Source organism: Pseudokineococcus sp. 1T1Z-3 (assembly GCF_037482365.1).
Taxonomy (GTDB): domain Bacteria; phylum Actinomycetota; class Actinomycetes; order Actinomycetales; family Quadrisphaeraceae; genus Pseudokineococcus.
Map to the genome: position 1 here is coordinate 73,728 of NZ_JBBHZF010000012.1, position 25,869 is coordinate 99,596.

General features: G+C 75.0%; 23 protein-coding genes. 15 read left to right on the plus strand and 8 right to left on the minus strand.

Annotated features, from left to right (window positions below):
- Positions 1-38 precede the first annotated feature (38 nt).
- The 6 genes from WDV86_RS03740 (at position 39) to purU (ending at position 8,610) form a co-directional block, all read left to right on the plus strand.
- Positions 39-317, plus strand: a complete 279-nt coding sequence (locus tag WDV86_RS03740; RefSeq protein WP_445262931.1) for a sarcosine oxidase subunit delta — start codon at positions 39-41, stop codon at positions 315-317.
- Positions 314-3,232 (plus strand): 2Fe-2S iron-sulfur cluster-binding protein, encoded by a 2,919-nt coding sequence (locus WDV86_RS03745; protein ID WP_339566256.1) that lies wholly within the window; start codon positions 314-316, stop codon positions 3,230-3,232. Before WDV86_RS03740 ends, WDV86_RS03745 begins: the two co-directional genes overlap by 4 nt.
- Complete coding sequence (locus WDV86_RS03750) at positions 3,225-3,818, plus strand: sarcosine oxidase subunit gamma (RefSeq protein ID WP_339566257.1); 594 nt, start codon at positions 3,225-3,227, stop codon at positions 3,816-3,818. Before WDV86_RS03745 ends, WDV86_RS03750 begins: the two co-directional genes overlap by 8 nt.
- A 68-nt stretch (positions 3,819-3,886) precedes the next feature.
- Positions 3,887-6,361, plus strand: a complete 2,475-nt coding sequence (locus WDV86_RS03755; RefSeq protein ID WP_339566258.1) for a GcvT family protein — start codon at positions 3,887-3,889, stop codon at positions 6,359-6,361.
- Positions 6,362-6,374: 13 nt separating this feature from the next.
- Entirely contained in the window at positions 6,375-7,742 is a 1,368-nt protein-coding gene (locus tag WDV86_RS03760) for an L-serine ammonia-lyase (protein WP_339566259.1), read from the plus strand.
- 10 nt (positions 7,743-7,752) lie between these two features.
- Entirely contained in the window at positions 7,753-8,610 is an 858-nt protein-coding gene (gene purU / locus WDV86_RS03765) for a formyltetrahydrofolate deformylase (protein WP_339566260.1), read from the plus strand.
- 176 nt (positions 8,611-8,786) lie between these two features.
- On the opposite strand, the gene WDV86_RS03770 is transcribed toward purU, so the two are convergent.
- A complete protein-coding gene (locus tag WDV86_RS03770; protein WP_339566261.1) occupies positions 8,787-9,572 on the minus strand; it encodes an IclR family transcriptional regulator in 786 nt (261 codons plus the stop codon).
- Positions 9,573-9,857: 285 nt separating this feature from the next.
- On the opposite strand from WDV86_RS03770, the gene WDV86_RS03775 reads away from it, so the two are divergent.
- Positions 9,858-11,156 (plus strand): aromatic ring-hydroxylating oxygenase subunit alpha, encoded by a 1,299-nt coding sequence (locus WDV86_RS03775; protein ID WP_339566262.1) that lies wholly within the window; start codon positions 9,858-9,860, stop codon positions 11,154-11,156.
- A gap of 34 nt (positions 11,157-11,190) precedes the next feature.
- Entirely contained in the window at positions 11,191-12,408 is a 1,218-nt protein-coding gene (locus tag WDV86_RS03780) for an FAD-binding oxidoreductase (RefSeq protein ID WP_339566263.1), read from the plus strand.
- 18 nt (positions 12,409-12,426) lie between these two features.
- On the opposite strand, the gene WDV86_RS03785 is transcribed toward WDV86_RS03780, so the two are convergent.
- Together WDV86_RS03785 and WDV86_RS03790 are read right to left on the minus strand one after the other, a co-directional pair.
- Entirely contained in the window at positions 12,427-13,161 is a 735-nt protein-coding gene (locus tag WDV86_RS03785; RefSeq protein WP_445262932.1) for a YqjF family protein, read from the minus strand.
- Positions 13,162-13,304: 143 nt separating this feature from the next.
- On the minus strand, positions 13,305-13,673 hold the full coding sequence (locus WDV86_RS03790) for a hypothetical protein (RefSeq protein WP_339566265.1): 369 nt from the start codon (positions 13,671-13,673) through the stop codon (positions 13,305-13,307).
- Between the two features lie 407 nt (positions 13,674-14,080).
- Here WDV86_RS03790 and aztD point away from each other — a divergent pair, with 407 nt between their 5' ends.
- The 4 genes from aztD to WDV86_RS03810 all read left to right on the plus strand — a co-directional run bounded on the left by aztD (position 14,081) and on the right by WDV86_RS03810 (position 18,037).
- Positions 14,081-15,319, plus strand: a complete 1,239-nt coding sequence (aztD, locus tag WDV86_RS03795) for a zinc metallochaperone AztD (protein ID WP_339566266.1) — start codon at positions 14,081-14,083, stop codon at positions 15,317-15,319.
- Positions 15,316-16,209 (plus strand): metal ABC transporter substrate-binding protein, encoded by an 894-nt coding sequence (locus WDV86_RS03800; protein WP_339566267.1) that lies wholly within the window; start codon positions 15,316-15,318, stop codon positions 16,207-16,209. The genes aztD and WDV86_RS03800 overlap by 4 nt, the downstream gene beginning before the upstream one ends.
- A 68-nt stretch (positions 16,210-16,277) precedes the next feature.
- Positions 16,278-17,570 (plus strand): lycopene cyclase family protein, encoded by a 1,293-nt coding sequence (locus WDV86_RS03805; protein ID WP_339566268.1) that lies wholly within the window; start codon positions 16,278-16,280, stop codon positions 17,568-17,570.
- A gap of 62 nt (positions 17,571-17,632) precedes the next feature.
- Positions 17,633-18,037, plus strand: a complete 405-nt coding sequence (locus WDV86_RS03810; RefSeq protein WP_339566269.1) for an ATP-binding protein — start codon at positions 17,633-17,635, stop codon at positions 18,035-18,037.
- 57 nt (positions 18,038-18,094) lie between these two features.
- Here the strand turns inward: WDV86_RS03810 and WDV86_RS03815 are convergent, their stop codons facing one another.
- Entirely contained in the window at positions 18,095-19,270 is a 1,176-nt protein-coding gene (locus WDV86_RS03815; RefSeq protein ID WP_339566270.1) for a diacylglycerol/lipid kinase family protein, read from the minus strand.
- Positions 19,271-19,412: 142 nt separating this feature from the next.
- Between WDV86_RS03815 and serS the strand changes: the two genes are divergently transcribed.
- Together serS and WDV86_RS03825 are read left to right on the plus strand one after the other, a co-directional pair.
- Positions 19,413-20,687 (plus strand): serine--tRNA ligase, encoded by a 1,275-nt coding sequence (serS, locus tag WDV86_RS03820; RefSeq protein WP_339566271.1) that lies wholly within the window; start codon positions 19,413-19,415, stop codon positions 20,685-20,687.
- Between the two features lie 95 nt (positions 20,688-20,782).
- Positions 20,783-21,337: a hypothetical protein gene (locus WDV86_RS03825; RefSeq protein WP_339566272.1), complete on the plus strand. Its 555-nt coding sequence runs from the start codon at positions 20,783-20,785 to the stop codon at positions 21,335-21,337.
- A gap of 59 nt (positions 21,338-21,396) precedes the next feature.
- On the opposite strand, the gene WDV86_RS03830 is transcribed toward WDV86_RS03825, so the two are convergent.
- Positions 21,397-21,747 carry a hypothetical protein gene (locus tag WDV86_RS03830; RefSeq protein ID WP_339566273.1) on the minus strand — a complete coding sequence of 117 codons (351 nt, stop codon included), beginning with the start codon at positions 21,745-21,747 and terminating at the stop codon, positions 21,397-21,399.
- A complete protein-coding gene (locus WDV86_RS03835) occupies positions 21,744-22,616 on the minus strand; it encodes a hypothetical protein (RefSeq protein WP_339566274.1) in 873 nt (290 codons plus the stop codon). The genes WDV86_RS03830 and WDV86_RS03835 overlap by 4 nt, the downstream gene beginning before the upstream one ends.
- 214 nt (positions 22,617-22,830) lie before the next feature.
- Here WDV86_RS03835 and WDV86_RS03840 point away from each other — a divergent pair, with 214 nt between their 5' ends.
- A complete protein-coding gene (locus tag WDV86_RS03840; protein ID WP_339566275.1) occupies positions 22,831-23,988 on the plus strand; it encodes an FUSC family protein in 1,158 nt (385 codons plus the stop codon).
- A gap of 79 nt (positions 23,989-24,067) precedes the next feature.
- On the opposite strand, the gene WDV86_RS03845 is transcribed toward WDV86_RS03840, so the two are convergent.
- Positions 24,068-25,108, minus strand: a complete 1,041-nt coding sequence (locus WDV86_RS03845) for a sigma-70 family RNA polymerase sigma factor (protein ID WP_339566276.1) — start codon at positions 25,106-25,108, stop codon at positions 24,068-24,070.
- A gap of 112 nt (positions 25,109-25,220) precedes the next feature.
- Positions 25,221-25,622 carry a VOC family protein gene (locus tag WDV86_RS03850; protein WP_339566277.1) on the minus strand — a complete coding sequence of 134 codons (402 nt, stop codon included), beginning with the start codon at positions 25,620-25,622 and terminating at the stop codon, positions 25,221-25,223.
- Between the last annotated feature and the right edge of the window lie 247 nt (positions 25,623-25,869).

The following is a 25,869-nucleotide window of genomic DNA, read 5'->3' on the forward strand; positions in this document are numbered from 1 at the left end:
CACAGCCCATCCAGCACCACCGCAGGCAGGAGCTTCCCGTGCAGCTGATCGAGTGCCCGAACTGCGGCCCCCGGGAGGAGGTCGAGTTCTCCTACGGCGGGCAGGCGCACGTGCCGTACCCGACCGAGCCCACGGAGCTCTCCGACGAGGAGTGGGCGCACTACGTCTTCTTCCGGGACAACACGCGAGGGGACCTGGCCGAGCGCTGGTGCCACAGCGCGGGGTGCCGACGGTGGTTCAACGCGGTGCGGGACACGGTGTCCTACCGCTTCAGGGCCATCTACCGCCTCGACGAGCCGAAGCCGGTGACCTCATGAGCACGACGACGCAGGCGACGAGCGCCGCGCCCTTCCGCACCTCGGCAGGGGGGCGCATCGACCGCAGCCGCACGCTGGAGTTCACCTTCGGGGGGCAGACGCTGAGCGGGCACCCGGGGGACACGCTGGCGTCGGCGCTGCTGGCGAGCGGTCGGCACCAGGTGGCGACGAGCATCAAGCTCGGGCGGCCGCGGGGGGTCGGGGCCGCGTGGGCGGAGGACCCGAGCAGCCTCGTGCAGGTCGAGGAGCCGTTCCCGGAGCCGATGCTGCTGGCGAGCACGGTCGAGCTCTACGACGGGCTGGTGGCCGACGGGCTGCCGGGGCAGGGGCGGCTGGCGGACCTGGCGGACTCGGCGCGCTACGACGCGCGGCACCTGCACGTGGACGTGCTGGTCGTCGGGGCGGGCCCGGCGGGGCTGCAGGCGGCGCTGACGGCGTCGCGGGCGGGCGCCCGGGTGGCGCTGGTGGACGAGCAGTCCGAGGCCGGCGGGGCGCTGCTGGGGACGGGTGAGGAGGTCGACGGCGGGCCCGCGGTCGCGTGGGTGGAGGCGGCGGTCGCCGAGCTGGCGGCCGACCCCGAGGTCACGCACCTGCAGCGCACGACGGTCTTCGGCGTGTACGACGACGGGTTCGCCCTGGCCGTCGAGCGCCGCACCGACCACCTCGGGCTGGAGGCGCCGGAGCACCTCTCGCGCCAGCGGGTGTGGCGGGTGCGCTCGCGGCGCACGGTCGTGGCGACGGGGGCGCACGAGCGCCCGGTCGTCTTCACCGACAACGACCGGCCGGGGACGATGCTCGCGGGCAGCGCGCGGACGTTCCTGCACCGGTACGGCGTGCTGGCGGGGGAGCGGGCGGTCGTCTTCACGACCAACGACAGCGCCTACCTGACGGCGACAGAGCTGGCCGACGCCGGGGTCGACGTCACGGTCGTCGACACGCGGGCGCAGGTGCCGCCCTCGTGGCAGGTGGCGTGCGCGTCGCGGGGGATCGTCGTGCGCACGGGCTCGGTCGTCAGCGGCACGAGGGGCGAGCAGCGGGTCACGCACGCGCTCGTCGGCCCGCGCCCGGAGGGGGGCGTGACGGCGCCGGGCGCTGCCGTCGCGGACGTCGTGGAGCGCGAGGATCTGCCCTGCGACCTGCTGCTCGTCAGCGGCGGGTGGAACCCGGCGGTGCACCTGTACAGCCAGGCGCGGGGGCAGCTGCGGTTCGACGAGGCGCTGGGCGCGTTCCTGCCCGCCCAGCAGCTGCCGGACCTGGCGGTCGCCGGGTCGGCGGCCGGGACCTTCGACCTGCCGGGGTGCCTGCGCCAGGGCCAGGAGGCGGCGCTGGCGGCCCTCGCCGGCGTCGGGGTGGAGGTCGGCGAGCCGGCCCCCCTGCCGCAGACGGCGGCGCCCGCGCCGGTCAGCGCGCCGGACCTGATGTGGGTCGTGCCGGCCGTCGACGGGGACACGACGCGTCAGTTCGTGGACCTGCAGCGGGACGCGACGGTCGCGGACGTCCAGCGCGCCGTCGGGGCCGGGCTGCGCTCGCCCGAGCACGTCAAGCGCTACACGACGATCGGGACGGCGCACGACCAGGGCAAGACGTCGGGCATCGTCACCTCCGGGCTGCTCGGGGAGCTGCTGGGCTCGGGGCCGCAGGACGTGGGCACGACGACGTTCCGCCCGCCGTACACGCCGGTGGCCTTCGCGACGCTCGCGGGGCGCTCGCGCGGGTCGCTGTTCGACCCGGAGCGCACGACGGCGGTGCACGACTGGCACGTCGCGCACGGCGCGCAGTGGGAGGACGTCGGGCAGTGGAAGCGCCCGCGGCACTACCCGCAGGCCGGTGAGGACATGGAGGCCGCGGTGCTGCGCGAGTGCGCGGCGGTCCGCGGCGGCGTCGGCATCCTCGACGGCTCGACGCTGGGCAAGATCGACGTGCAGGGCGCGGACGCCGGGGAGCTGCTGGACCGGCTCTACACGAACCTCATGAGCTCGCTGAAGGTCGGGCGGGTGCGCTACGGCGTCATGTGCGGGCCGGACGGGATGGTGCTCGACGACGGCGTCGTCCTGCGGCTGGCGCAGGACCGCTGGATGGTCATGACGACCACGGGCGGCGCGGCGAAGGTCCTGGAGTGGATGGAGGAGTGGCTGCAGACCGAGTGGCCGCACCTGCGGGTGCACCTCGCGTCCGTCACCGAGCAGTGGGCCGCCTTCCCCGTCGTCGGGCCGCGCTCGCGCGACGTGGTCGGCGCCGTCTTCCCGGGCGTCGACGTCTCCAACGACGCGTTCGGCTTCATGACGTGGCAGGAGACGACGCTCGACGACGTCCCCGTGCGGCTGGCGCGGATCAGCTTCTCCGGCGAGCTGGCGTGGGAGGTGCACGTGGGCTCCTGGTACGCCGCGGAGGTCTGGGAGCGCCTCGTCGCGGCCGGGCAGCCGTACGGCATCACGCCCTACGGCACCGAGACGATGCACGTGCTGCGGGCCGAGAAGGGCTACCCGATCATCGGCCAGGACACCGACGGCACCGTGACGCCGCAGGACCTCGGCATGAACTGGGTCGTCTCGAAGAAGAAGGCCGACTTCGTCGGCAAGCGCTCCTTCGCGCGCGCCGAGAACGCCCGGCCCGACCGCAAGCAGCTCGTCGGCCTGCTGCCGACCGACCGCGAGACGGTGCTGCCCGAGGGCTCGCAGGTGGTCGACGTCGCCGCCGGCGAGGAGCTGCCCGCGCCGCCCGTCCCGATGGTCGGCCACGTCACCTCCAGCTACCGCAGCGCGTACCTGGAGCGGCCGTTCGCGCTCGCCCTGCTCAAGGGCGGCCGCGAGCGGGTCGGCGAGACCGTCGTCCTGCCCGTCGCCGGCCGCCTCGTGACCGCCGAGGTCACCTCCCCCGTGCTCGTCGACCCCGAAGGAGCCCGCCGCGATGGCTGAGACGCTCACCCGCAGCCACCCCCTCGCCACCCGCGAGGACCTCACCGCGCTGACGGGCGGCGCCGTGCAGGTGCAGCCGTACCTCGCCATGGTGCTCGTGCAGGCCAGCGGGCCCGCGGCCGACGTCGTCGGCTCCGAGCTGGGCGTCGAGCTGCCCGGACGGATGGGCACCTGGACCGGCTTCACCGGTGCCGACGGCGTCTCCGGCAGGGTCCTGCGCCTGGCCCCCGACGAGCTGCTCGTCGTCAACGACGACGAGCGCCCGTGGGAGCTGGAGGCGCGCCTGCGGGCGGCCGCCGCGCCGCTGGACGGCTCGGCCGTCGACGTCTCCGCGCAGCGGGTGACCCTGCGCCTGCACGGGCCGCACGCCCGCGAGGTGCTCGCCGCCGGCTGCTCGCTGGACACCCACCCCTCGCGCTTCGGCGCCGGGGCCTGCGCCCAGGTGCCGGTGGGGGAGACGGGTGTCGTGCTCGTCTCGCTCTCCGACGACGGCGACGACTACCTGCTGCTCGTCCGCTCCTCCTTCGCGCGCTACCTCGCGGACTGGCTCGTCGACGTCTTCGTCGAGCACGTCTCCACGCCCTGAACCACCGCACCCCCCGCAGCGCACCAGCCCGGCAGCACGACGAGCACCGACCAGCACCAGGAGGACCCATGAGCACGACACCCCGCGTGGTGATCATCGGCGGCGGGATCGTCGGCGCGAACCTCGCCGACGAGCTGACCCAGCGCGGCTGGGACCGCGTCACCGTGCTCGACCAGGGCCCGCTGCCTCTGACGGGCGGCTCGACGTCGCACGCCCCCGGCCTGGTCTTCCAGACCAACGGCTCGCGGACGATGACGCAGATGGCCTCCTACACCGTCGAGAAGCTGCTCTCCCTCGACGTCGACGGCCAGTGGTGCTTCAACCAGGTCGGCGGGCTCGAGGTGGCCACCACCCCCGAGCGGCTCGCGGACCTCGAGCGCAAGGTCGGCTGGTCCAAGGCCTGGGGCCTGGAGGGCGGCCGGGTCGTCTCCCCGCAGGAGTGCGCGGAGCTGCACCCGCTGCTGGACCCCGAGCGCGTCCTCGGCGGCCTGCACGTGCCCTCGGACGGGCTGGCGAAGGCGCCGCGCGCCGTCGTCGCGCTGATGCGCAGGGCCTCGGCCCGCGGGGCGCAGTTCCGCGGCAGCACGCGGGTCCTCGGGGTCGAGCAGAGCGGCGGCCAGGTGACGGGCGTCCGCACGGCCGAGGGCGTCGTGCCCGCCGACGTCGTCGTCTCCTGCGCCGGCTTCTGGGGCGTCGAGGTCGGCGCGATGGTCGGCATGCGCGTGCCGCTGCTGCCGCTGGCCCACCAGTACGCCCGGACCGGGCAGGTGCCCGAGCTGGTCGGCCGCAACACCGAGCTCGGCGAGGCCGGCCTGCCGATGATCCGCCACCAGGACGCCGACCTCTACTACCGCGAGCACGGGGACCGGCTCGGCATCGGCTCCTACGCCCACAAGCCGATGCCCGTGCGGCTGGACGAGCTGGCCCCGAGCGGCGACGACGTCAGCACCGCGTCGATGCCCTCGATGCTGCCCTTCACCGAGGAGGACTTCGCGCCCGCGTTCGAGGCGACGCAGCTGCTGCTGCCCTCGACGCAGGGCACCAAGGTCGAGGAGGGCTTCAACGGCATCTTCTCCTTCACCCCCGACGGCGGTTCCCTCGTCGGCGAGGCCGCCGAGGTCAAGGGCTTCTGGGTCGCCGAGGCCGTGTGGGTCACCCACTCCGCCGGCGTCGCCAAGGCCGTCGCGCAGCTGCTCGTCGACGGGCACAGCGAGTACGACCTGCACGGGCTCGACGTCCACCGCTTCGAGGAGGTCCAGCTCACGAGCGAGTACGTGAGCGAGACCTCCCAGCAGAACTTCGTCGAGATCTACGACGTGCTGCACCCGCTGCAGCCCAAGCTCTCCCCGCGCGAGGTACGGGTGAGCCCCTTCCACGCCCGCCAGAAGGAGCTCGGCGCGCTCTTCCTCGAGGCCGGCGGCTGGGAGCGCCCGCACTGGTACGAGGCCAACGCCGCGCTGGTCAAGGACCTGCCGACGGACTGGCAGCCGCCGACGCGCGACGCGTGGGCGTCGATGTTCACCTCGCCGATCTCCGCCGTCGAGGCGTGGAAGACGCGCACCGCCGTGGCGATGTACGACATGACCCCGCTCAAGCGGCTGGAGGTCTCGGGCCCCGGCGCGCTGGCGCTGCTGGAGCGGCTGACGACGTCGAAGATGGACAAGACCGTCGGCGCCGTCACCTACACGCTCATGCTCGACGAGGCTGGCGGCGTCCGCAGCGACATCACCGTGAGCCGGCTCGGCGAGCAGCGCTTCCAGGTGGGCGCCAACGGCCGCCAGGACGAGGTCTACCTGCGCCAGCAGGCCCCCGCCGACGGCTCCGTGCAGGTGCGCGACATCACCGGCGGCACGTGCTGCATCGGCCTGTGGGGGCCCAAGGCCCGCGAGGTGATGGCGGCGCTGAGCAGCGACGACTTCTCCGACGACGGCCTGAAGTACTTCCGCGCCAAGGAGGCGACGGTCGGCGGGATCCCCGTGACGGCGATGCGCCTGTCCTACGTCGGCGAGCTGGGCTGGGAGATCTACGCCAGCGCCGAGCACGGCCAGAAGCTGTGGGACGTCGTCGCGGCGGCCGGGGCGCAGCACGGCATCGTGCCCGCCGGGCGGGCGGCCTTCGGCAGCCTGCGCCTGGAGAAGGGCTACCGCGCCTGGGGCTCGGACATGAGCAGCGAGGACGACCCCTACGAGGCGGGCGTCGGCTTCGCCGTCCGCTCCCCGCTCGACAGCTTCGTCGGGGGCCCGGCGCTCGAGGGCCGCAGCGAGGCCACGGCGCGGCGAAGGCTCACGTGCCTGACGGTCGACGACGGCCGCAGCGTCGTCCTCGGCCACGAGCCCGTGCACGTCGACGGGCAGGTCGCGGGCTACGTGACGAGCGCCGCCTTCGGCCACACGGTCGGCAAGCCGGTCGCCTACGCGTGGCTGCCGGTGGCGGCCACGGAGGTGGGGACGGCGGTGGAGATCGAGTACTTCGGCCACCGGGTCAAGGCCACGGTGAGCGCCGAGCCGCTCGTGGACCCCGGCATGACGAAGATCCGCGGCTGAGCCGGCCGCCCGCATGATCAGCGTCTTCGACCTCTTCTCGGTCGGCGTCGGGCCGTCCAGCTCCCACACCGTCGGGCCGATGAAGGCCGCCCACGCCTTCGTCGCCCGGCTGGCCGAGGCCGGCGTGCTCGGCCGGGTCGCCTCGGTGCGGTGCGAGCTGTTCGGCTCGCTCGGCTCGACCGGGCACGGCCACGGCAGCGTGGGCGCCGTCGTCCTCGGCCTGGCCGGCGAGCAGCCGCACCTGGTGGACCCCGTGGCGGCCGCGCCGACCGTCGAGCGCGTGCGCACCGACGGCCTGCTGGCGCTCGGTGGCCACCACGACATCGCCTTCACGGTCGAGGACGTCGTGCTGCACCGGCGCAAGCGGCTGCCGTTCCACACCAACGGCATGCTCTTCGTCGCCTGCGACGCGGCGGGGGAGGAGCTCGACCGGCGCGAGCTCTACTCCGTCGGCGGGGGTTTCGTCCTCGACCAGGACGAGGCCGGGCAGGCCGTGCTCGTGGAGGACCCGACGCCCGTGCGCTACCCGTTCTCCACGGGCGACGAGCTGCTCGAGGTCACGCGCCGCACCGGCCTGCGCATCAGCGACGTCATGCTCGCCAACGAGCTGTCCTGGCGCAGCGAGGAGCAGGTGCGTGCCGGGCTGCTGGAGATCTGGGCGGTCATGGCCGAGTGCGTCGCGCACGGCCAGAAGACGACGGGCGTCCTGCCCGGCGGGCTCAAGGTGCGCCGCCGCGCCGCCGCGCTGAGGGCGAGGCTGGAGAGCGAGCCCGACGAGCGGGACCCGCTGCGCGCCATGGAGTGGGTGACGCTCTGGGCCCTCGCCGTCAACGAGGAGAACGCCGCGGGCGGGCGGGTCGTCACCGCCCCGACCAACGGGGCGGCGGGCATCATCCCGGCGGTCCTGCACTACCACCAGACCTTCGTCGAGGGCGCCAGCGACGACGACGTCGTCCGCTTCCTGCTGGCCGCGGGCGCCGTCGGGCACCTGTTCAAGACCAACGCCTCCATCTCGGGCGCGGAGGTCGGCTGCCAGGGCGAGGTCGGGTCGGCCTGCTCCATGGCGGCGGCCGGCCTCGCCGAGGTGCTCGGCGGCACGCCCGACCAGGTCGAGAACGCCGCCGAGATCGGCATCGAGCACAACCTCGGCCTCACCTGCGACCCGGTCGGCGGCCTCGTGCAGATCCCCTGCATCGAGCGCAACGCCGTCGGTGCCGTCAAGGCCATCACGGCCGCCCGGATGGCCGTGCGCGGCGACGGGCACCACCACGTCACCCTGGACAAGGCGATCAAGACGATGCGCGAGACCGGGGCCGACATGAAGGACAAGTACAAGGAGACCGCCCGCGGCGGTCTCGCCCTGAACATCGTCGAGTGCTGAGGAGCACCCCGTGGACGGCTCGGCCACCCTCACCATCACCTGCCCGCAGAGCTCGGGCATCGTCAACGCCGTCACGGCGTTCCTGTGCCGGAACGGGTGCGACATCGTCGAGCACCAGCAGTTCGACGACGCCGTGAGCGGCAGGCTCTTCTCCCGCACCGCCTTCGTCGGCGACGGCGAGGGCGGCCCCCTCGACGTCGAGGCGCTGGCCGCCGACTTCACCCCCGTGGCTGAGCGCTACGGCATGACCTTCGACCTCACGCCGGCCACGCCGCCGCGCATCCTCGTGATGGTCTCGACGCTGGGGCACTGCCTCAACGACCTCATCTTCCGGTGGCGGGCCGGCAGCCTCGGCGGCGAGCTCGTCGCCGTCGTCTCCAACCACGAGGTGCTGCGGCCCATGGCCGAGGCGGCCGGGCTGCCCTTCCACCACGTGCCCGTGACGCCGTCCACCAAGGAGGAGGCGGAGGACCGGCTGATGGCGCTCGTCGAGGAGACCGGCGCCGACCTCGTCGTCCTCGCCCGCTACATGCAGGTGCTCTCCGACCGCACGTGCAGCGCCCTGCACGGGCGGGCCATCAACATCCACCACTCCTTCCTGCCCGGGTTCAAGGGCGCCAAGCCCTACCACCAGGCCTTCGACCGCGGCGTCAAGCTCGTCGGCGCGACGGCGCACTACGTGACGCCCGACCTCGACGAGGGCCCGATCATCGAGCAGGAGGTCATCCGGATCGACCACACGCACGACCCGCGGGCGCTGGCGACCGTGGGCCGCGACGCCGAGGCCCTCGCCCTCTCCCGCGCCATCCGGTGGCACTGCCAGCAGCGCGTGCTGCTCAACGGGCACAGCACCGTCGTCTTCCGCTGACGGGCTCGCCTCCTCCGCGCCGGGGGGCTCCTCGGGCTCGCCCCGGGAACTCACAGGACCCAGGTGCGGGAGGTCGCCCCCGGCCGGAGGCGACGACAGCTAGCGTCGCGCCTGTGCGGACGACTGATGGTGGACTGATGCATCAGTCCGAGGTGGTCGGCCGGCTGGGTGGGCGGTCACTGCCGCTTCAACGCACCAAGGCGCCAGCCGGCCCGGTCGGTCATCTCCAGCAGCCGGGCCGTGAGCTCGGGCAGCGTCCCGTCGTTGACGCGGTAGGTGGGCCCGCTCACGGTCATGGCCGCGACGACCTCGCCGTCGGGCTCGCGCACCGGGGCCGCCAGGACGACGAGCCCGAGCTCGTGCTCCTCGGTCGTCGTGGCCCAGCCCTGCTCCCGGACCGCCTCCAGCTGCGCCCGCAGCGCGACGGGGTCGGTGACGGTCTGGGGGGTGTAGCGCGTCAGCTCGCCGCGCAGCCGCTCGTCGAGCTCGTCGTCGGGCAGGGCGGCGAGGAAGACCTTCCCGGCGGCGGTGGCGTGCAGGGGGTCGCGCTTGCCGACGAAGTCCTGGCTCACGACGATCGCGTCGCCCACCGCCTGGTCGACCGTGATGATCTGGAGGCCGTCGCTCACGACCAGGTTGACCGTGTCGCCCACCTGCGTCGCGAGCTCCAGGCACAGCGGCCGGCAGGAGACCACGACCTCGTCCCCACCGGAGGCGCGCGCCGCCAGCCGGCTCGCGGCCGGCCCGAGGCGGTACTGGCCCCGGTCGGAGTCCTGGCTGACCATCCCGCGGGCCTCGAGGGTGGCCAGCAGGCGGTGGGTCGTCGCCTTGTGGATGCCGACGTCGGCGGCGATCTCGGTGACGCCCGACGGCCCCCGGTCGGAGAGGGACTGCAAGATCGAGAGCGCTCGGTCGACGGACTGCACGGTCTGGTCCCGGGTCGCGGGCTTGGGGGCTCGCATGCCCCGAACGTAACGACCGTCCAGGCGGGCGTGGCGCCTGGGCCGAGCGCGCGGCCGTCCGCCGGCCGGCGACCACCGGGTGGACGCGGGACGTCGACGAGACGACCCGCCGATGACGGCAGGCCACTTGACACGGCGCGATAACGGGCGAGACGCTTTTGTCTCGCCTGCGGAAACGGTTTCACCCTGCGGAACGGCATCGCGCAGGTGGGTCGCCCGGGCGGCCGTCTCCCGCTCTCTCCTGCTCGACCCAGGTACCGCGACGGCGCATCGGAAGGAAGCCTCGTGACCCAGCTGGCCGCACAGCCCCCCAGCCCCGCCCCCGCCCGTGAGCGCGTGCCCACGGCCTCGCTCGCAGAGCTGCTCCGGCGCCGGAAGACGGGCCACAGCCTCGAGTCGACCTTCTACACCGACGACGAGCTGCACGACCTCGACGTCGACGCGGTCTTCACGCGCCAGTGGATCTTCGTGGCCGCCGCCGCCGAGATCCCCGAGGCGGGGGACTACCTCACCGTCGACGTCGGGGCCTACTCGGTGATCGTCGTCCGCGACGACGACGAGCAGGTCGTGGCCTACCACAACGTCTGCCGGCACCGCGGCTCGCGCCTGCTGGAGGACCGGGGCTTCGTCGGCAACATCGTGTGCCCCTACCACCGGTGGACCTACGACCTCGAGGGGTCGCTGCTGCACGCCGAGGCCCAGCCCAAGGACTTCGACAAGAGCTGCTTCTCGCTGCGCACGGTCAACGTCCGCAACCTCTCGGGCCTCGTCTTCGTCTGCCTGGCGGCCGAGGCGCCGGAGGACTTCGACCGCGTCGCCGAGCTCGTCGAGCCGCACCTGCGGCCCTACCAGCTCGACAAGGCCAAGGTCGCCGCCCAGCACGACATGGAGGAGCGCGGCAACTGGAAGCTCGTGATGGAGAACAACCGCGAGTGCTACCACTGCGACGGCCACCCCGAGCTCGTCACCGCGTACTTCCCCCTCTTCGCCTACGACGAGGAGGACATCAGCCCCCGGCTGAGGCCCACCTTCGAGCGGTACAAGAAGGCCGAGGCGGCCCTGGAGGTCGTGCGCCGGGCCCAGGGCGTGCCGATGGCCTCCTACCGCGACCTGTCCGACCGGCCGGTCGGCTTCCAGCTCACGCACATGCCGCTGGACGGGGAGGGCAAGAGCTTCTCCGCCGGCGGGGGCGCCGTGTGCGCCAAGCTCCTGGGCGAGGTGAAGGAGGCCGCCTTCGGCGACCTGTCCATCCACCTGCAGCCCAACTCGTGGTTCCACGTGCTCGGTGACCACGCCGTCGTCTTCTCGGTGATGCCGACCTCGACGACGACGAGCGTGCTGCGCACGACCTGGCTGGTGCACCCGGACGCGCAGGAGGGCGTGGACTACGACCTCGAGAGCCTCTGCGCCGTCTGGAAGGCCACCAACGTCCAGGACCGTGACCTCGTCGCCGCCACCCAGCGCGGCGTCGCCGACCCGAGCTACGTGCCGGGTCCCTACTCGATGGTCGAGGACGACGTCGAGGCCTTCGTCAGCTGGTACGTCGCGCGGATGCGCGAGCACCTCGCGGTCGCCGGCGCCTGACCCCGTCGTCCTCCGTCCTCTCGAAAGAGCTCTCATGACGTCCACCGCGATGCCCGTGCCGGTCGTCCACTCGGTCGCCCACCCCTCCACGCTCTCCTGCTGGGGAGACGCCGAGGACGAGTCCGTGCTGGTGTGCCGGCACGTGCGCGACCTCACGCACGACGTGAAGAGCTTCACCTTCGGCACCCGGACCGACCAGCTCTTCCACTTCGAGCCGGGGCAGTTCGTCACGCTCCGGCTGACCGTCGACGGCACGGAGCGCATGCGCTCCTACACCGTCTCCTCCCCGCCGACCCGCCCCTACCTGCTGACGATCACGGTCAAGCGGCAGCCGGGCGGCGTCGTGTCGAACTGGCTCCACGACACCATGCGCCCGGGCGGCGAGATCACCGTCCACGCCCCGCTGGGCGGGTTCTCGACGGTCCGCCACCCGGCCGACAAGTACCTCTTCCTGTCGGCCGGCTCGGGCATCACCCCGATGATGTCCATGGCCAGGACGCTGCTGGACCTGGGCTCGCGGGCGGACGTCACCTTCGTCCACAGCGCCAGGACGCCGGCCGACGTCATCTTCGGCGACGAGATGCGGGCCATGGCCGCCATCGGGTCGTCCCACATCCGCGTCAAGGTGCTGTGCAGCAAGGTCGCCGAGTACGAGCGGTGGTCGGGCGAGCGCGGACGTCTGGACGCCGAGCGGCTGAAGCAGCTCGTGCCGGACCTGTGCGAGCGCGAGGTCTTCGCCTGCGGGCCGACGCCGTACATGGACATGGTCAAGGGGGCCCTGCGCGCCCACGGCCACGACCCGGCGCGCTACCACGAGGAGACCTTCTCCTTCGAGGACCTGCCGCGCGAGGAGTTCGGCGAGGGCGTCGTCGAGGCGCTCGTGCCGTACGCGCCGACGGACGCCTGGGGCAACCCGGTCGAGGACGCCGAGGGGGCCGGTGAGGCGGCGGTTGCTGGGGACGAGCCGGCGCAGGAGAGCGCGCCGGAGCAGTCCTACGTCGTCCAGCTCACCCGCAGCGGCCGCAGCATCGAGTGCGGCGCCGACGAGACGGTGCTGCAGGCCGCCTTCCGCGCCGGCCTGACCCCGCCGTCGTCCTGCAGCGAGGGCGTGTGCGGCACCTGCAAGCACACGCTGCTGGAGGGTGAGGTCGACATGCAGCACGCCGGCGGCATCCGCCCGCGCGAGGTGAAGATGGGCAAGATCCTGCTCTGCTGCTCCAAGCCGCTGGGGAACCTGTCGATCGAGGCCTGAGCCCGCGTCGTCCCCGGCTCAGGCCCGCCGGGGCCGTCGGGCGCGGCCCGGCAGGCCGAAGCGGACGCCCACCCGACCGGCGAAGGCAACGTGGTCGGGCGGGCGCTGCGCCAGGTCCTCGAAGCCGGCGGCGCCGAGCAGCTCGTCGTCGAGGGCGAGCACCTGCGCCCGGCGCAGCGGCCACTGGTCGTGGGCGTTGGGGACGTACCAGGTGCGGCCGGCATGGGCGGTGTGCAGCCCCCAGCGGGCGGTGAGGAAGGCCGCGAGGGCGGCGTCCGGCGCGTCGCCGGCGATCGGCTCGCCGACCCGGACGGCGACGCGGCTGGTCCGGTCCCGCGGGCCCGGCCAGCGGGTGCGCGCCGTCCAGGCCAGCTCGCGGGCGCCGTCGCGCACGCGCTCGTCGCCCCGCATCCGGGCCCACCGGTAGGGGAGCCCGAAGGACGCGCGGGCGCCGAGGACGACGCCGAGCCGGCTCGCGTCCAGGCTGGCGAAGACGACGCCGCGCCGCCCGGTCTCGTCCACCGAGTAGAGGCGGACGTTGGTCTCCCAGAAGGTCCCGAGCCAGGGGACGGCCGGGCCGCGGCCCACGCCGGCGCCGACCATGCGGAACGGCACGAGGGCGACGTAGGTGACCTCGCGACCGTCGTCGCCGACGACGACGTCGGGACGCACGCCGGGTGGCATCCACGGCTGGGCGCGCTCAGGCGGCACGGCCCAGTGCAGGAAGGCCAGGTCGACCCACGACTGCGTCATGAGGACCGGCCCGTGCAGCGGCGGCGGGCGGGTGCTCACGGGCTCGACGGGCGGCTCGTGGTGCGCGGACGTCACCGACGGACGGTAGGCGGCCGCGCCGCGCGCCGCCCGTCTGCTGCTGGCGGGCCAGGCCGAGGCCGCTCCTAGCGGGCCCGCTCGACCGCCTCGTGCCCCCGCGGGCCGGTCGTCGCGACGACGCGGGAGGCGAGCTCGGCCGGCAGGTGCGATGCCCCGGAGGCGATCCAGGCGACGACGACGCCGACGTCGGCGGCCGTGAGCCGGCCCAGCCACACGAGGTCCGACGGCGCGCCGCCGCAGGCGGCGCACGGGGACACGCCCACCTGAGCCCCCGCCGCCGCGGGCGGCAGGGCGTCGAGGTGGACGAGCACGCCGCCGGGCGTGCCGCGGACCACGCGCGTGAGCCGGTGCAGCACGCCCACCTCGTCCGGGGCGACGACGACCCAGCGCAGCGGCACGTCGGCGAGGCGGGCGCTGCCCGCGAGCGCCGTCATCGGGCCGGTGCCGTGTCGAGCCGGGCGCGGGCCGAGGGGCGGCGGCGCGGGTGCGGGAGTGGGGGAGGCGTCATGGCTGTAGTGTAAATGAGAAGCGTTACCAGTACCCACTACGACGGAAGGAGTGGCCGGCGCCGCCGGCCCCACCCATGACTGCCCTGACTGCCCTGACTGCACCGACCGCACCTGCTGCACCGGCCTCGCGCCACCGCCTCGTCTCTCGCCCGTCGGTCACCGACCGCCGGCGGCGGGCCCTGTCGTCCGTCGGGGGCGGGGCCGCCCTCGCCCTCGTCCTGGCCGGCTGCGCGGGCGGCACCTCCGACACCGCGGGGACGCCTTCCGGTGCGAGCGCACCCGAGGGTGGCGCCACGCCGGAGGCCACCTCGACCCCGGCCCCGACGGCCGAGGTGGCCACGGACAGGCCCCGCCTCGTCCTCACCCAGCAGGACGAGGGCCTCGTCGTCCTCGACGCCACCACTCTCGAGGAGGTCGCCGCGCTCCCGCTGGAGGGTTACCACCGCATCAACGCCGCGGGGGACGGGCGCCACGTCCTCGTCTCCACCACCGGTGGCTTCCGCGTCGTCGACGCCGGCACGTGGGCCGAGCCGCACGGGGACCACGACCACTACTACACGACCACCCCAGTGCTCACCGACGTCGTCCACGCGGCGCAGGACCCGGCCCACGTCGTCGCCCACCACGGCCGGACGGCGCTCTTCGACGACGGCACAGGCGCGGCGGTGGTCGTCGACGCCGCGTCCATCGCCGAGGAGGACCCGGCGGCGCGGGTGGTCGAGGCGCCCGCGGCCCACCACGGCGTCGCCGTCGAGCTCGCCGACGGCCGCCTCGTCAGCACCGAGGGCACCGAGGACACCCGCTCCACCGTCGTCCTGCGGGACGCCGACGGCACCGAGCTCGCGCGCACCGACGAGTGCCCGGGCGTCCACGGCGAGGCGACGGCCGCCGACGAGGTCGTCGTCGTGGGCTGCGAGGACGGCGTCTTTCTGGTCCGCGGTGACGAGCTCACCAAGGTCGCCTCCCCGGACGCCTACGGGCGCATCGGCAACCAGGCCGGCTCCGAGGCCTCGACCGTCGTCCTCGGGGACTACAAGCGCGACGGTGACCGGGACGCCTCGGAGGGCCCCGAGCGCACGCAGACCATCTCGCTGACGGACACCACGACCGGTGAGCTGCAGCTCGTGGACCTGCCCTCCTCCTACACCTTCCGCTCCCTCGGGCGCGGCGAGGAAGGCGAGGCGCTCGTGCTCGGGACCGACGGGTCCCTGCACGTCGTCGACCCGACCACCGGCGAGCTGGTGCGCTCGATCCCCGTCGTCGACGCCTGGACCGAGCCGGACGACTGGCAGGAGCCTCGGCCGGCCCTGGCCGTCCACGCCGGCACCGCGTACGTGACCGAGCCCGCCACCCGCGAGGTGCACGCCGTCGACGTCGAGACCGGCGAGGTCTTCGCCAGCACCACGCTGGACGTGGCGCCGGACGAGATCGTGCTCGCGACCGGTGACGTCACCGCGGGCTCGACGCCGTACGCGAGCGAGGAGGAGAACGACCAGGAGGACCACGACCACGACCACGACCACGACCATGACCACGACCACGCCCACGACGAGGAGACGTCGGGGTCGTGACGGCGGTCCTCCCACCGCGGCGGCGGCCTCCCTCGGTCGCCGCCGCCACGGCGCTCGGCGCAGCTCTCGCGCTCGGCGCCTGCGGCGGCTCGTCGGCCGGTGAGGCCAGCGGCCCCGGTGGTGCCCTCACGGTCGTCGCCTCGCCGCCCGCTCTGCTGGACCTCCTCCACCAGGTCGGCGGCGAGCAGGTCCACGCCACCGGCCCGGCGCCCGCGGGTGCCGACGCCCACGCCCTCGAGCTCTCGAGCGAGCAGGTGGCCGCCCTGGTGGACGCCGACCTCGTCGTCCACGTCGCGGGGCTGGCCCCCTCCGTCGACGAGGCGGTGTCCCTGCGGGACGGGGCCACGGTCGACGCCATGGACCTGCCCGGCGCCCGGCCGCAGGACCCGCACGTCTGGCTCGACCCGGCGATCATGGCCGTCGCCGCGGGGGAGATCGCCGAGGCCCTCGCCGAGCTGGACCCTGAGGGCAGGGACCAGTACGTCGCCCGGGGCGAGGACGTCGGCCAGCAGGTCCACGTCCTCGACGACGACCTCGCCGAGCAGCTCGCGCCCTGCCGGGGCGCCGTCCTGGTCGTGGCGCACGAGGCGTTCGGCTACCTCGCCGACCGGTACGGGCTGCAGCAGGTGGGCATCACGGGCATCGACCCGGGCGTCGAGCCGACGCCCGCCCGGCTGCGCGACGTGGCCGAGCAGGTGCGGACGGCCGGGGCCGAGACCATCTACTTCGACGACGTCACGAGCACCGGCGTCGCGCAGACGCTGGCGCAGGAGGTCGGCGCGTCCACGGCGGTGCTGGACCCGCTGGAGACCTCCGTGGACCCGGACTACGCGACGGCGATGAGGCAGAACGGGCAGACGCTGCGGGAGGGTCTGGTCTGCGACGCCTGAGCGACGGCCGTCCGAGCCCGCACCGGGGCCCGGGCGGCCGCCCTCGGGGCGTGCGCCACGATGGGGCCGTGGCCGAGCCCGCTGTCGTCGACGTCGCCGTGGTCGGCGCCGGCGGGGCCGGGCTCGTCGCCCTCCACCACCTGGCGCTGGGGCTGCTACGAGGACCGGCTCGGGCGGAGCCCGTGCGGGTCGGGCTGGTCGACGACGTCGAGCGCCTCCGCGCGGGGGCGGACGGGGCCCGCCCGCGTGACCGCACCTGGTGCTTCTGGGAGGCGGCCCCCGCGGTGGCGCCGGCGCTCGCGCGCACCTGGGGCGCGGTCCGGGTCCTGGGGCCCGGCGCCGACCTGGTCCGGGACGTCGCGCCGGTCCGCTACCGGATGCTGCGCGGCGAGGACTTCTACGCGCTCGTCGCCGACGACGTCGCCGCGGCCGAGGCCGCAGGGCGCCTGGAGCTGCTGCGCAGGCCGGCGGCGACCGCGGTCGCGGACGGCGCCGACCGGGCGCTCGTCGCCACCCCGGCGGGAGACCTCAGCGCGGCCTGGGTGCTCGACAGCCGCCCGTGCCCGCCCCGGCGGCCCGCGAGGACGACGCTGCTGCAGCACTTCCGGGGCGAGGTGGTGCGCACCGACCCGGCAGCGCCGCCGGTCTTCGACCCCGGCCTGCCCGTGCTGATGGACCTGCGGACGCCGCAGCCGCCGGTCGGGCTGTCCTTCGGGTACTGCCTGCCGCTGGACGGGCGCACCGCCCTGCTGGAGTACACGGAGTTCTCCCCCGCCGTGCTCGACGACGCGGGCTACGCGGCAGGGCTCGCCGCCTACCGGCGCCTGCTGGGGCTGCGGCCGGAGGGGACCCCGGTGCGGGAGGGCGGCGTCGCCGTCGTCGCCGTGGACCACACCGAGCAGGGCGTCATCCCCATGGCCGACGACGTCCGCTCCGGCGTCGCCGGCCGCCGCGTGCGCCGGCTGGGGACGGCCGGCGGAGCCACCCGGCCCTCCACGGGCTACACCTTCTCGGCCCTGCAGCGCCAGGGCGCCGCCGTCGCCGAGGCCCTGCTCGCGGGGCGGGACCCGGTGCCGCCGAGGGCCTACCGACCGCGGCACCACTGGATGGACGCGGTGATGCTCCGCGGCCTGGCCACGGGCGCCCTGGACGGCCCCACCTTCTTCGCCGGTCTCTTCGCCGCCAACCCCGCCGACCGCGTGCTGAGGTTCCTCGACGGCTCGACGACGCTGCCGGAGGAGCTGGCGCTCATGGCGACGGCACCGCGCGCGGCCATGGTGGGGCTGGCGGCCGCCGACGCCGCCGTGCGGGCCGGGCGCAGGGCGCGCAGTTCGTCCCGGATGCCCCTCTCGTCACGCTGAGTGGACTACGGTCGCCGCCGGTAGCGGGTGGCCGCGGCTCAGGCCGCGCGGGGGAGGTCGATGTGCCAGAGCTCTCGCTCGGTGAGGAGGGGCTCGCGGAGGTCCCGCGCGCGCGTCACTGGGTCGTCCGCTGGTGCGCCGAGGCCGGTGTCGAGGAGGACGTCCTGGACGTCGTCGAGCTGGTCACCAGCGAGCTCGTGGCCAACGCCTACCAGCACGGCCGCCCACCCGTGCACCTCGCGCTCGCCCGGACGGCCCACGACGCCGAGACCACGACCGGCAGCGTCGTCTGCGTGGAGCTGGAGGTCAGCGACGCAGGGGTCGGCAGGACGCCGGTGGTCCGCGACGCCGACGAGGAGGACCTCGGCGGCCGGGGCCTGGCGCTCGTCGACATGCTGGCGAGCGCCTGGGGCGTGCGGCACTCCGACGACGCCGGGACGACCGTCTGGTGCCGGCTCGCCGCCTGAGCCGGCGGTGGGCCGGTGGGCGCGGGCGGGCCCCAGAGGGCGGCGCCGGCGCGCGGCTCAGCGGCCGCGGAGCGCGTCCGCGAGGCGCTCGGCGGCGCGGGGGACGCGCCCCTCGGGCAGGCGCAGGACGAGCACGCCCGGGTCGACGCGCATGGTCAGCTCGCGCGCGGTGCCGATGATGTCGCCGTCCATCTGCGCGACCTGCGGCTCGCTGCAGCGCAGGACGATCTCGGTCCCCCGGCTCTCGGTGATCTGGCGGTCCTTCGTGCGCCGCCCGGTCAGGAGGCTGACGCCGACGCGCAGCCAGTCCGCGAGTCCGTTGGGCGAGAGGGTCATGACGTCGAGGTGCCCGTCGTCCACCTCCGCCTGGGGGATGAGCACGATGCCGCCCAGCAGCGTCCCGGTGTTCCCGACGACGGCCATGCGGGTGCGCAGGGAGGTCGGCTCCCCGCCGTCGACGGAGATGGAGACCTCCAGGCTCTCGCCCCTGAGGCGCCGCACCCCGGAGACGACGTAGGCCAGCGGACCGACGCGGTCCTTGATGGCGGCCGGGGCACCCGAGATCATCTGGGCGTCGAAGCCGATGCCGGCCATGACGAGGAAGACCTGCTCCTGCCCGCCGTCGAGGCTGACGCGCCCGACGTCGACGCGCTTGTCCTTGCCGTGGAGCGCGTCTCGCGTGGCCCGCCCGACGTCGCCGAGCTCCAGCTTGAGCTGGCGGGCGAAGAGGTTGCCCGTGCCGCCCGGCAGCAGCCCGAGGGGGACGCCCGTGCCGGCGAGGCCGGCGCCCACCGAGCGCACCGTGCCGTCGCCGCCGAGCACGAGCACGAGCTCGGGGTCGAGCTCGGCGACCGCCCGGGCGTGCCCGTAGCCCGGGTCCTCCTCCGTCGTCTCGACCCACAGCGGCTTCGGCCAGCCCGCGTCGGCGAGGGCCTTGAGCACCGCCTTGCGGGCGGGTGAGCCGTCGGGGTACTTGACGGGCTGGACGATGACGACGGCGCGCGGCGCCACCGGCGCGAGCTGGCCCGGGACGTGCCGGTAGTCCTCGTCGGGGGCGCGCAGGCCAGCCGCGGCGTCGCGCCGGATCGAGGGGATGGCGGGTCGACCCCTGGGGCTCAGCAGCACGCTGAGCACCAGGACGGCCAGGAGCACGACGAGCAGGACGACGCCCATCGCGACGCTGTCGAGGGGCAGCCGGCCGGTCCCGTAGCTGATGGTCGCACCGAGAAGCATGGCTGGACGGTAGTGGGGACGGCCCCGCTCGGCAGGCGGGCGCCGGCGACCGGCACCCAGCGGTGTCCCGTGCGGTCGCCGGAGCGCTGCGGGAGACTGGCGTCCGCCAGGGCGCCCGCGGTGCGCCGGTAGCCTCCGCCGGGTGATCGACCTGCGCGCCCTCCGCGACCTCCCCGACGTCGTCCGCGCCAGCCAGCGGCTGCGCGGGGAGGACGAGGGCCTCGTCGGCGCCGTCCTGGCGGCCGACGAGCGCCGCCGCGGCGCCCTGTCGCAGTTCGAGGCCGCGAGGGGTGAGCAGAAGGCGCGCGGCAAGGAGGTCGCCCGGGCGACGGGCGAGCAGAAGGCGGCGCTCGTCGCGGCGGCCGGGGAGCTCGCCGCGCGCGTCAAGGCGCTGCAGGCCGAGGCCGCCGACGGGGCGGCGGAGGTCGACCGGCTGCTGCGCTCGATCTCCAACCTCGTCGCCGACGGCGTCCCGGCGGGCGGGGAGGGCGACTTCCGCCTGCTCGAGGAGGTCGGCACGCCGCGGGACTTCGCGGCCGAGGGCTTCGAGCCCCGCGACCACCTCGACCTGGGCGAGGGGCTCGGGGCCATCGACATGACCCGCGGCGCCAAGGTCGCCGGGGCCCGGTTCCCCTTCCTCACCGGCGCCGGGGCGCGGCTGGAGCTGGGCCTGCTGAGCTACGCGATGGCGCGGGCGGTCGAGTGGGGCTTCACGCCCGTCGTCCCGCCGACGCTCGTCACGCCCGAGGTCATGGGCGGCACCGGCTTCCTCGGCGCGCACGCCGACGAGGTCTACCGGCTGGCCGACGACGACCTCTACCTCGTCGGCACCTCGGAGGTGCCGCTGGCCGGCTTCCACGCCGAGGAGATCCTCGACCTCTCGGCCGGCCCGCTGCGCTACGCCGGCTGGTCGACGTGCTACCGCCGCGAGGCCGGCAGCCACGGCAAGGACACCCGCGGCATCATCCGCGTCCACCAGTTCACCAAGGTCGAGATGTTCAGCTACGTGAGCGCGGCCGACGCGCCCGCCGAGCACGAGCGGCTGCTCGGCTGGGAGCGCGAGGTGCTCGACGCCGTGCAGGTGCCCTACCGCGTCATCGACGTCGCCGCGGGCGACCTCGGGAGCAGCGCCGCGCGCAAGTTCGACTGCGAGGCCTGGGTGCCCACGCAGGGCCGGTACCGCGAGCTGACGTCGACGTCGAGCTGCACCACCTTCCAGGCGCGCCGTCTGAACATCCGCGAGCGGACCGCCGACGGCAGCACGACGCCGGTCGCGACGCTCAACGGGACGCTCGCGACGACGCGCTGGATCGTCGCCATCCTCGAGAACCACCAGCAGGCCGACGGCTCGGTGCTGGTGCCGGAGGCGCTGCGCCCCTACGTCGGCCTCGACGTGCTGGAGCCGCTGCGCCGCTAGAGGCCGCGCCCATCCCCTGCTGCTGCGGCGCGTCGTCGTCGAGGTGCCGCAGGGGTGGCTGCGCTCGGGCGCGGACGTCGGCAGGTGGGGCCACCATGGGTCGTCCGCCGGTGGTGGCGCCGGTGGGCGGACGGGAGGAGGGCGCGGTGGGGGACGGCTCGCTGGCGCTCCTCGGCGCCGTCGTCACGGCGGTGGCGGCCATGGTGGGCGTCGTCTTCGCCCAGCTGGAGACGGCCCGGCGCGAGCGGCGGCAGCGTGCCTTCGCCCGCGAGCGCGAGGCGCTGCTCGACGTGCAGGACGCCGCGCTCGTCGTCCGCACCACCCTGCGGGCGACGGCCGACGCCATCGCCGCGGCGGCGCGCACGGCCACGCCCTCCAGCCACGTCGTCGTCGCGGTGGCGCCCGAGCAGGACGCCGCCCAGGCCGAGGCCGACGGCCGGCTCGACGTGCGGCTCTCCCGGGTGGCGGGCGACGCCGTCGTCCGTGCCGTGCGTGCCTGGCAGACCAAGGCCCGCTACGCCTTCCTCGGCGACGAGGACGTCACCGCCCGCGACGAGCAGGACGCCTGGCAGGCGATGAACGACGCCGTGGCACGGGCCCTCGGGCACGGGGACCGCCGCGGCGACCCGCCGCGGCCCCTCTCCAGCTGACCACTCGTCAGCCGGCCGGTGGCAGCCGCGAGCTGGCCAGCTGGGTGACCGGCGGGGCCTCAGACCGGAGCGGGCCGGGCGCTGCCCAGCACGAGCCGGGGGGTGGCGTCGAGGCGGCGGGCGGCCTCGCGCAGGTGCGCGGCGAAGGGCTCGGGGGCGTCCTGCGCGCGCAGCTCGGCCGCCCCGCCGCCGAGGACGCGGCTGACGAGCTGGGCGGCGAAGGAGGGGCTGCCCGTGACCAGCGCGTGGCAGTCCAGGACGACGACGGCGCCGTCGAGGTCTCCGTCGAGCAGGTCGACCAGGGAGTCGGCCATGCGACGACCGGCCACCATGCTGGGGAGCTCGATGATCACCGCGAGACCTCCCGCCTCGGAGCCGGGCCGCGTCTGCGGCGTCGTCTGGCTGATCACGGTACGCCTCCCGGCGCCGAGGTGCCCCGGACGCCGACGACGGCCTCCACGAGCGTCCCCCCGAAGGGCGAGCGCAGAGTGCTGCCGGCCCGCGTCGCCGGGCGTCGCCCGCGGTCGCCGTCGTCGCGCGAGACCCGGACCGCCGCCGTCCCCGAGGCGAGGAAGAGGGATCCGCGCAGCCGGCCGACCTCGTCGGCGACGGTGACGAGGCCGACCCCGCGCGTCGGGTCGTCGAGGCGGCTCGTGCCGTCGAGCGCGAGGTGCAGGGCGTGCAGGGAGCCCCTGGCGCCCCGACCGGTGAGGGTGCGGCGCAGCCCCAGCCCGGCGTCGGCCACCGCGAACCGCACGTACCCGGCGACGGGGAGCACCTGCGCGGCGACGTAGCCGTCGGCCTGGGCGTGGTCGGCGACGTTGGCCGCGAGCTCGGCGACGCCGGTGAACAGGGCCTGGGCGGCGACCGGGTCGCCGGCGGCCGTCCTGTCGTGGACCAGCCGGGCGAGGACGACGGCGTCCTCCTCGGTGACGACGCGGCGCACCTCGAGGAGGTCGCGGGCGCGGTCGAGGTGACGGACCTGCTCGGTGAGGTCGTGCGGGACGCCGAGGTCGTCGAGGACCCGCCCGAGGTGCATCCGCACGGCGTACCGGCGCTGGTCCGGCTGGGAGGGCCCGAGCACGCGCAGCGGCGTGCCGGCGCCGGCGTGGCGCGCGGCGACGGCGGCGACGCCCACGAGGTGCGCCGGGTCGACCCACCGGCACCCGGACAGGTCGAGGACGTGGGTGGCGCCGTCCCGCCGGCACGTCAGGTGGCCCATGGCCGGTGCCCGCAGCGGTGACCTCGTCGCCACCTGCACCCCCTGCTGCGCCAGCACCGCGCCCCGGTGACGCCCGTCCCTCGACGCTAGGCGCCCCTGCCGACACCCGCCCCCTGCCGCGCCCGTCACCCCTCCCCGCGACGTGTGGCCTTGTCGCGCGCCCGCCTGGTCGCCTCTCCCCGCGACGTGTGGCCTTGCGGCGTCTGGTGAGCCGCGCGTCACGGTCACCCGTGGGCGGGCGGGCGGCGGAGGCGCCTGGGACGCTGAGCGGGTGGACCTCGCGTGGCAGGCCCGGCGCGTCGGACGGGCCCTCCGGCACCCCCGGCATCTCCTGCGGCAGCTGGGTATCGGCCGGTGGCCACGCGTGGAGATGGCGCTGAAGGCGGCCATGTCGGCCTTCCTCGCCTGGCAGCTCGCGTCGCTCCTCCCGCTGCCGGCCGCCGAGCGGTACGCCTACTACGCCCCCCTCGGCGCGGTCGTCGCGAGCTACCCGAGCGTGGCGAGCTCGGTGTCGCAGTCGCTGCGCAGCGTCCTCGGCATCATCGCGGGTGGCCTCCTCGCGCTGTCGGCCGAGGCGCTCGTGCCGGGCCAGACGGCGCTCGTCCCGCTCGTCGTCGCTCTCGGGATCCTCCTGGCAGGGCTGCCCGTCTTCGGCGAGCAGCACAGCTGGGTGCCCATGGCCGCCCTCTTCGTCCTCGTCGTCGGCGCCGACGAGCCCGTCGTCTACGCCCTCGCCTACAGCGGCCTCGTGCTGCTGGGCGCCGCCGTCGCCGTCGTCGTCACGCTGCTGCTGCCGACCGTCCCGCTCGCGCAGACCACCCGCGCGATGCAGCGCCTCGCGACGACGCTCGCCGACCAGCTCGACGACCTGGCCGGTGGTCTGCTCGTCGACGACCCGCCCAGCAGCTCGCAGTGGCGCGAGCGGTCGCGAGCCGTCGAGCCGGTGCTCGCGAGCGTGCGGGCCAGCGGGCTCGACGTCCGCCGGTCCTTGCGCGCGAACGCGAGGGCGCACCGCGAGCGCGGCGTCGTCGAGCGCCAGCGGGGGGAGGCGCTCGTCCTCGACGCCGTCGCGACCCGCGTGGGCGACCTCACCGACCTGCTCCTGGACGTCCACGCGACCGGACGCACGCAGGTGGACCTGGCCGACCGTCTGCGGGACCCGACGGCTCGCGTGCTGCACGCGGCCGCCGCGACCATCCGGCCCCTCGCCCAGGAGGACCACCCGCGACCGGAGGAGGTCGCCGCGACGCGCGAGGCCCTCCAGCACCTCTCGACCGTCCTCGACGCCCAGGAGGGGATGAGACCGCGCTCGCGGGAGGCGGCGGGGGCGGTGGTGACGGCGCTGAGGCGGCTGCTGGGCGCGCTCACGAGCGCCAGCGAGGACGAGCACACCCGTCGCGAGGACGCCGACGTGCTGGAGCCCTCCTAGGCGCGCGACGACGGCCGATGGGGCGCAGAGACGACCGTGCACGGTCAGGTCTGCGCACCTCTTCGCCGGCCGCGGCGCGTCAGGCGTCGATCGACTCCGGCATCCCGAAGAGAGCGGGGAGCCGCCGGTCGAGGAAGTTGGTGATCTCCACGACCTTCCCGTCGGCGACGTGCAGCAGGTGCAGCGCCCAGAAGGCGTACCGGCCGGGCTCGCCCGTCGGCTTGTACTGCAGGAGGGCCGGCGAGCCGTTGGCGCTGACCGGCAGGAGCTTCGAGCCCCGGCACGCGCCGCCGGGGCCGACGTGCCAGGCGACGACGTCGTCCGGCCCCGTGAGGTAGAGCGCGTACGGCGGCATCGACTGCAGGACGTCGGCGTGCAGCACCCGGGCGAGGGCGTCCATGTCGTAGGCCTCGAAGGCCTCGACGTAGCGCCGGAGGAGGGCGGTGTGCTCGGCGTCGAGGGCGTCCAGCGGGCTGCCCGGTGAGGGCCGGCGCTGCGCGAGGGTCGCCCGGGCGCGCTGCAGGGCGCTGTTGACGGACGCCGTCGTCGAGCCGAGCAGGTCGGCGACCTCCTCGGCGCTCCAGCGCAGCACCTCGCGCAGCACCAGGACGGCGCGCTGGCGCGGCGGCAGGTGCTGCAGGACGGCGACGAAGGCCAGCCGCACCGACTCGCGGGCCACGGCGACCTCGGCGGGGTCACCGTCGGGCAGGACCCGTGCGTCGGGCGCGGGCGTGAGCCAGACCGACTCCTCCAGCGGCGCACCGAGGGAGGAGACGACGGGCTCCGACGGCCCGGCGGAGACGTCGACGGGCATGGCCCGCCGCTTGCTGCCCGCCATCTCGTCGAAGCAGACGTTCGTGGCGATGCGGTAGAGCCACGTGCGCAGCGACGAGCGACCGTCGAAGCGCTCGAGGCCCTTCCACGCCCGCAGCATCGTCATCTGCACGGCGTCCTCGGCGTCGACCCCCGAGCCGAGGAGGCGGTAGCAGTACCCGGTGAGCTCCCGGCGGTACTGCTCCAGGTGCTCGCTGCCGGCACCTCCCGGTGACGGCTCGTGGCGTCCGCCGCTCGTCGTCGAGGGCGTCGTCGGGCGTGCGGTCGTGGTGCTCGCGTCTCCCACGCCGCGGACGGTAGCGACGTGGCGGCGGGTGGGGGAAGAGGTCCGGGTGGCCCGGTGCCCCGGCCGGAGAAGCCGGGTCAGCCGGAGAGGCCGGTCAGCCGAGGACCCCGGGTCAGCCGAAGAAGCCGGGGTCGGTGTGGAGGACCTCCCACTGGTGCCCGTCGAGGTCGGCGAAGGCCCGGCCGTGCATGCCCGGCATCTCCATGCCGTACTCCGCGGGCTGGCCGCCGGCGGCGACGGCGCGGTCGGCGAGGGCGTCGACCTCCTCGTCGCTCTCGGCGGAGATGGCGACGATGACCTGGCTCGTCGCGTGCGCGTCGGCGACGGTGCGGGTCGTGAAGCGCTCGTAGAAGGGCGTCGTCAGGAGCATGACGTAGATGCCCTCGTCGACCTGCATGCCGACGGCGGCGTCGTCCTTCATCTTCTCGTCGACCGTGAAGCCGACCGCCTCGTAGAAGGCGACGGCGCGGTCCAGGTCGGTGACGGGCAGGTTGACGAAGATCTGAGTGCTCATGTCGGCCCCTCTGGTCTGCTCGCAGCCCGTGCGGCCGCGGTCAGCAGGAGGGACCTGCGAGAGGGCGGGGACTCATCGGTCGTCGAGAGGGCTGGCCGTCGTCGGCGCGCACCTCTCGGGCGTCCGTCTCGGCGGCGCGGGTGGTGGGTGCTAGCCGTGGAGGTCGGCGACGGGGGTGTTGGGGCCTTGGTAGGTGGTGACGGGGTGGGGGTCGCTGTCGACGTGGGCTTGGCCGGGGATGGGGAGG

Coding starts and splice junctions, on each gene's coding strand:
- WDV86_RS03745 (WP_339566256.1), top strand. CDS start 314: ATGAGCACGACGACGCAGGCGACGAGCGCCGCGCCCTTCCGCACCTCG.
- WDV86_RS03750 (WP_339566257.1), top strand. CDS start 3,225: ATGGCTGAGACGCTCACCCGCAGCCACCCCCTCGCCACCCGCGAGGAC.
- WDV86_RS03755 (WP_339566258.1), top strand. CDS start 3,887: ATGAGCACGACACCCCGCGTGGTGATCATCGGCGGCGGGATCGTCGGC.
- WDV86_RS03760 (WP_339566259.1), top strand. CDS start 6,375: ATGATCAGCGTCTTCGACCTCTTCTCGGTCGGCGTCGGGCCGTCCAGC.
- WDV86_RS03770 (WP_339566261.1), bottom strand. CDS start 9,572: ATGCGAGCCCCCAAGCCCGCGACCCGGGACCAGACCGTGCAGTCCGTC.
- WDV86_RS03780 (WP_339566263.1), top strand. CDS start 11,191: ATGACGTCCACCGCGATGCCCGTGCCGGTCGTCCACTCGGTCGCCCAC.
- WDV86_RS03785 (WP_445262932.1), bottom strand. CDS start 13,161: ATGACGCAGTCGTGGGTCGACCTGGCCTTCCTGCACTGGGCCGTGCCG.
- WDV86_RS03790 (WP_339566265.1), bottom strand. CDS start 13,673: ATGACGGCGCTCGCGGGCAGCGCCCGCCTCGCCGACGTGCCGCTGCGC.
- WDV86_RS03815 (WP_339566270.1), bottom strand. CDS start 19,270: ATGCTTCTCGGTGCGACCATCAGCTACGGGACCGGCCGGCTGCCCCTC.
- WDV86_RS03825 (WP_339566272.1), top strand. CDS start 20,783: ATGGGTCGTCCGCCGGTGGTGGCGCCGGTGGGCGGACGGGAGGAGGGC.
- WDV86_RS03850 (WP_339566277.1), bottom strand. CDS start 25,622: ATGAGCACTCAGATCTTCGTCAACCTGCCCGTCACCGACCTGGACCGC.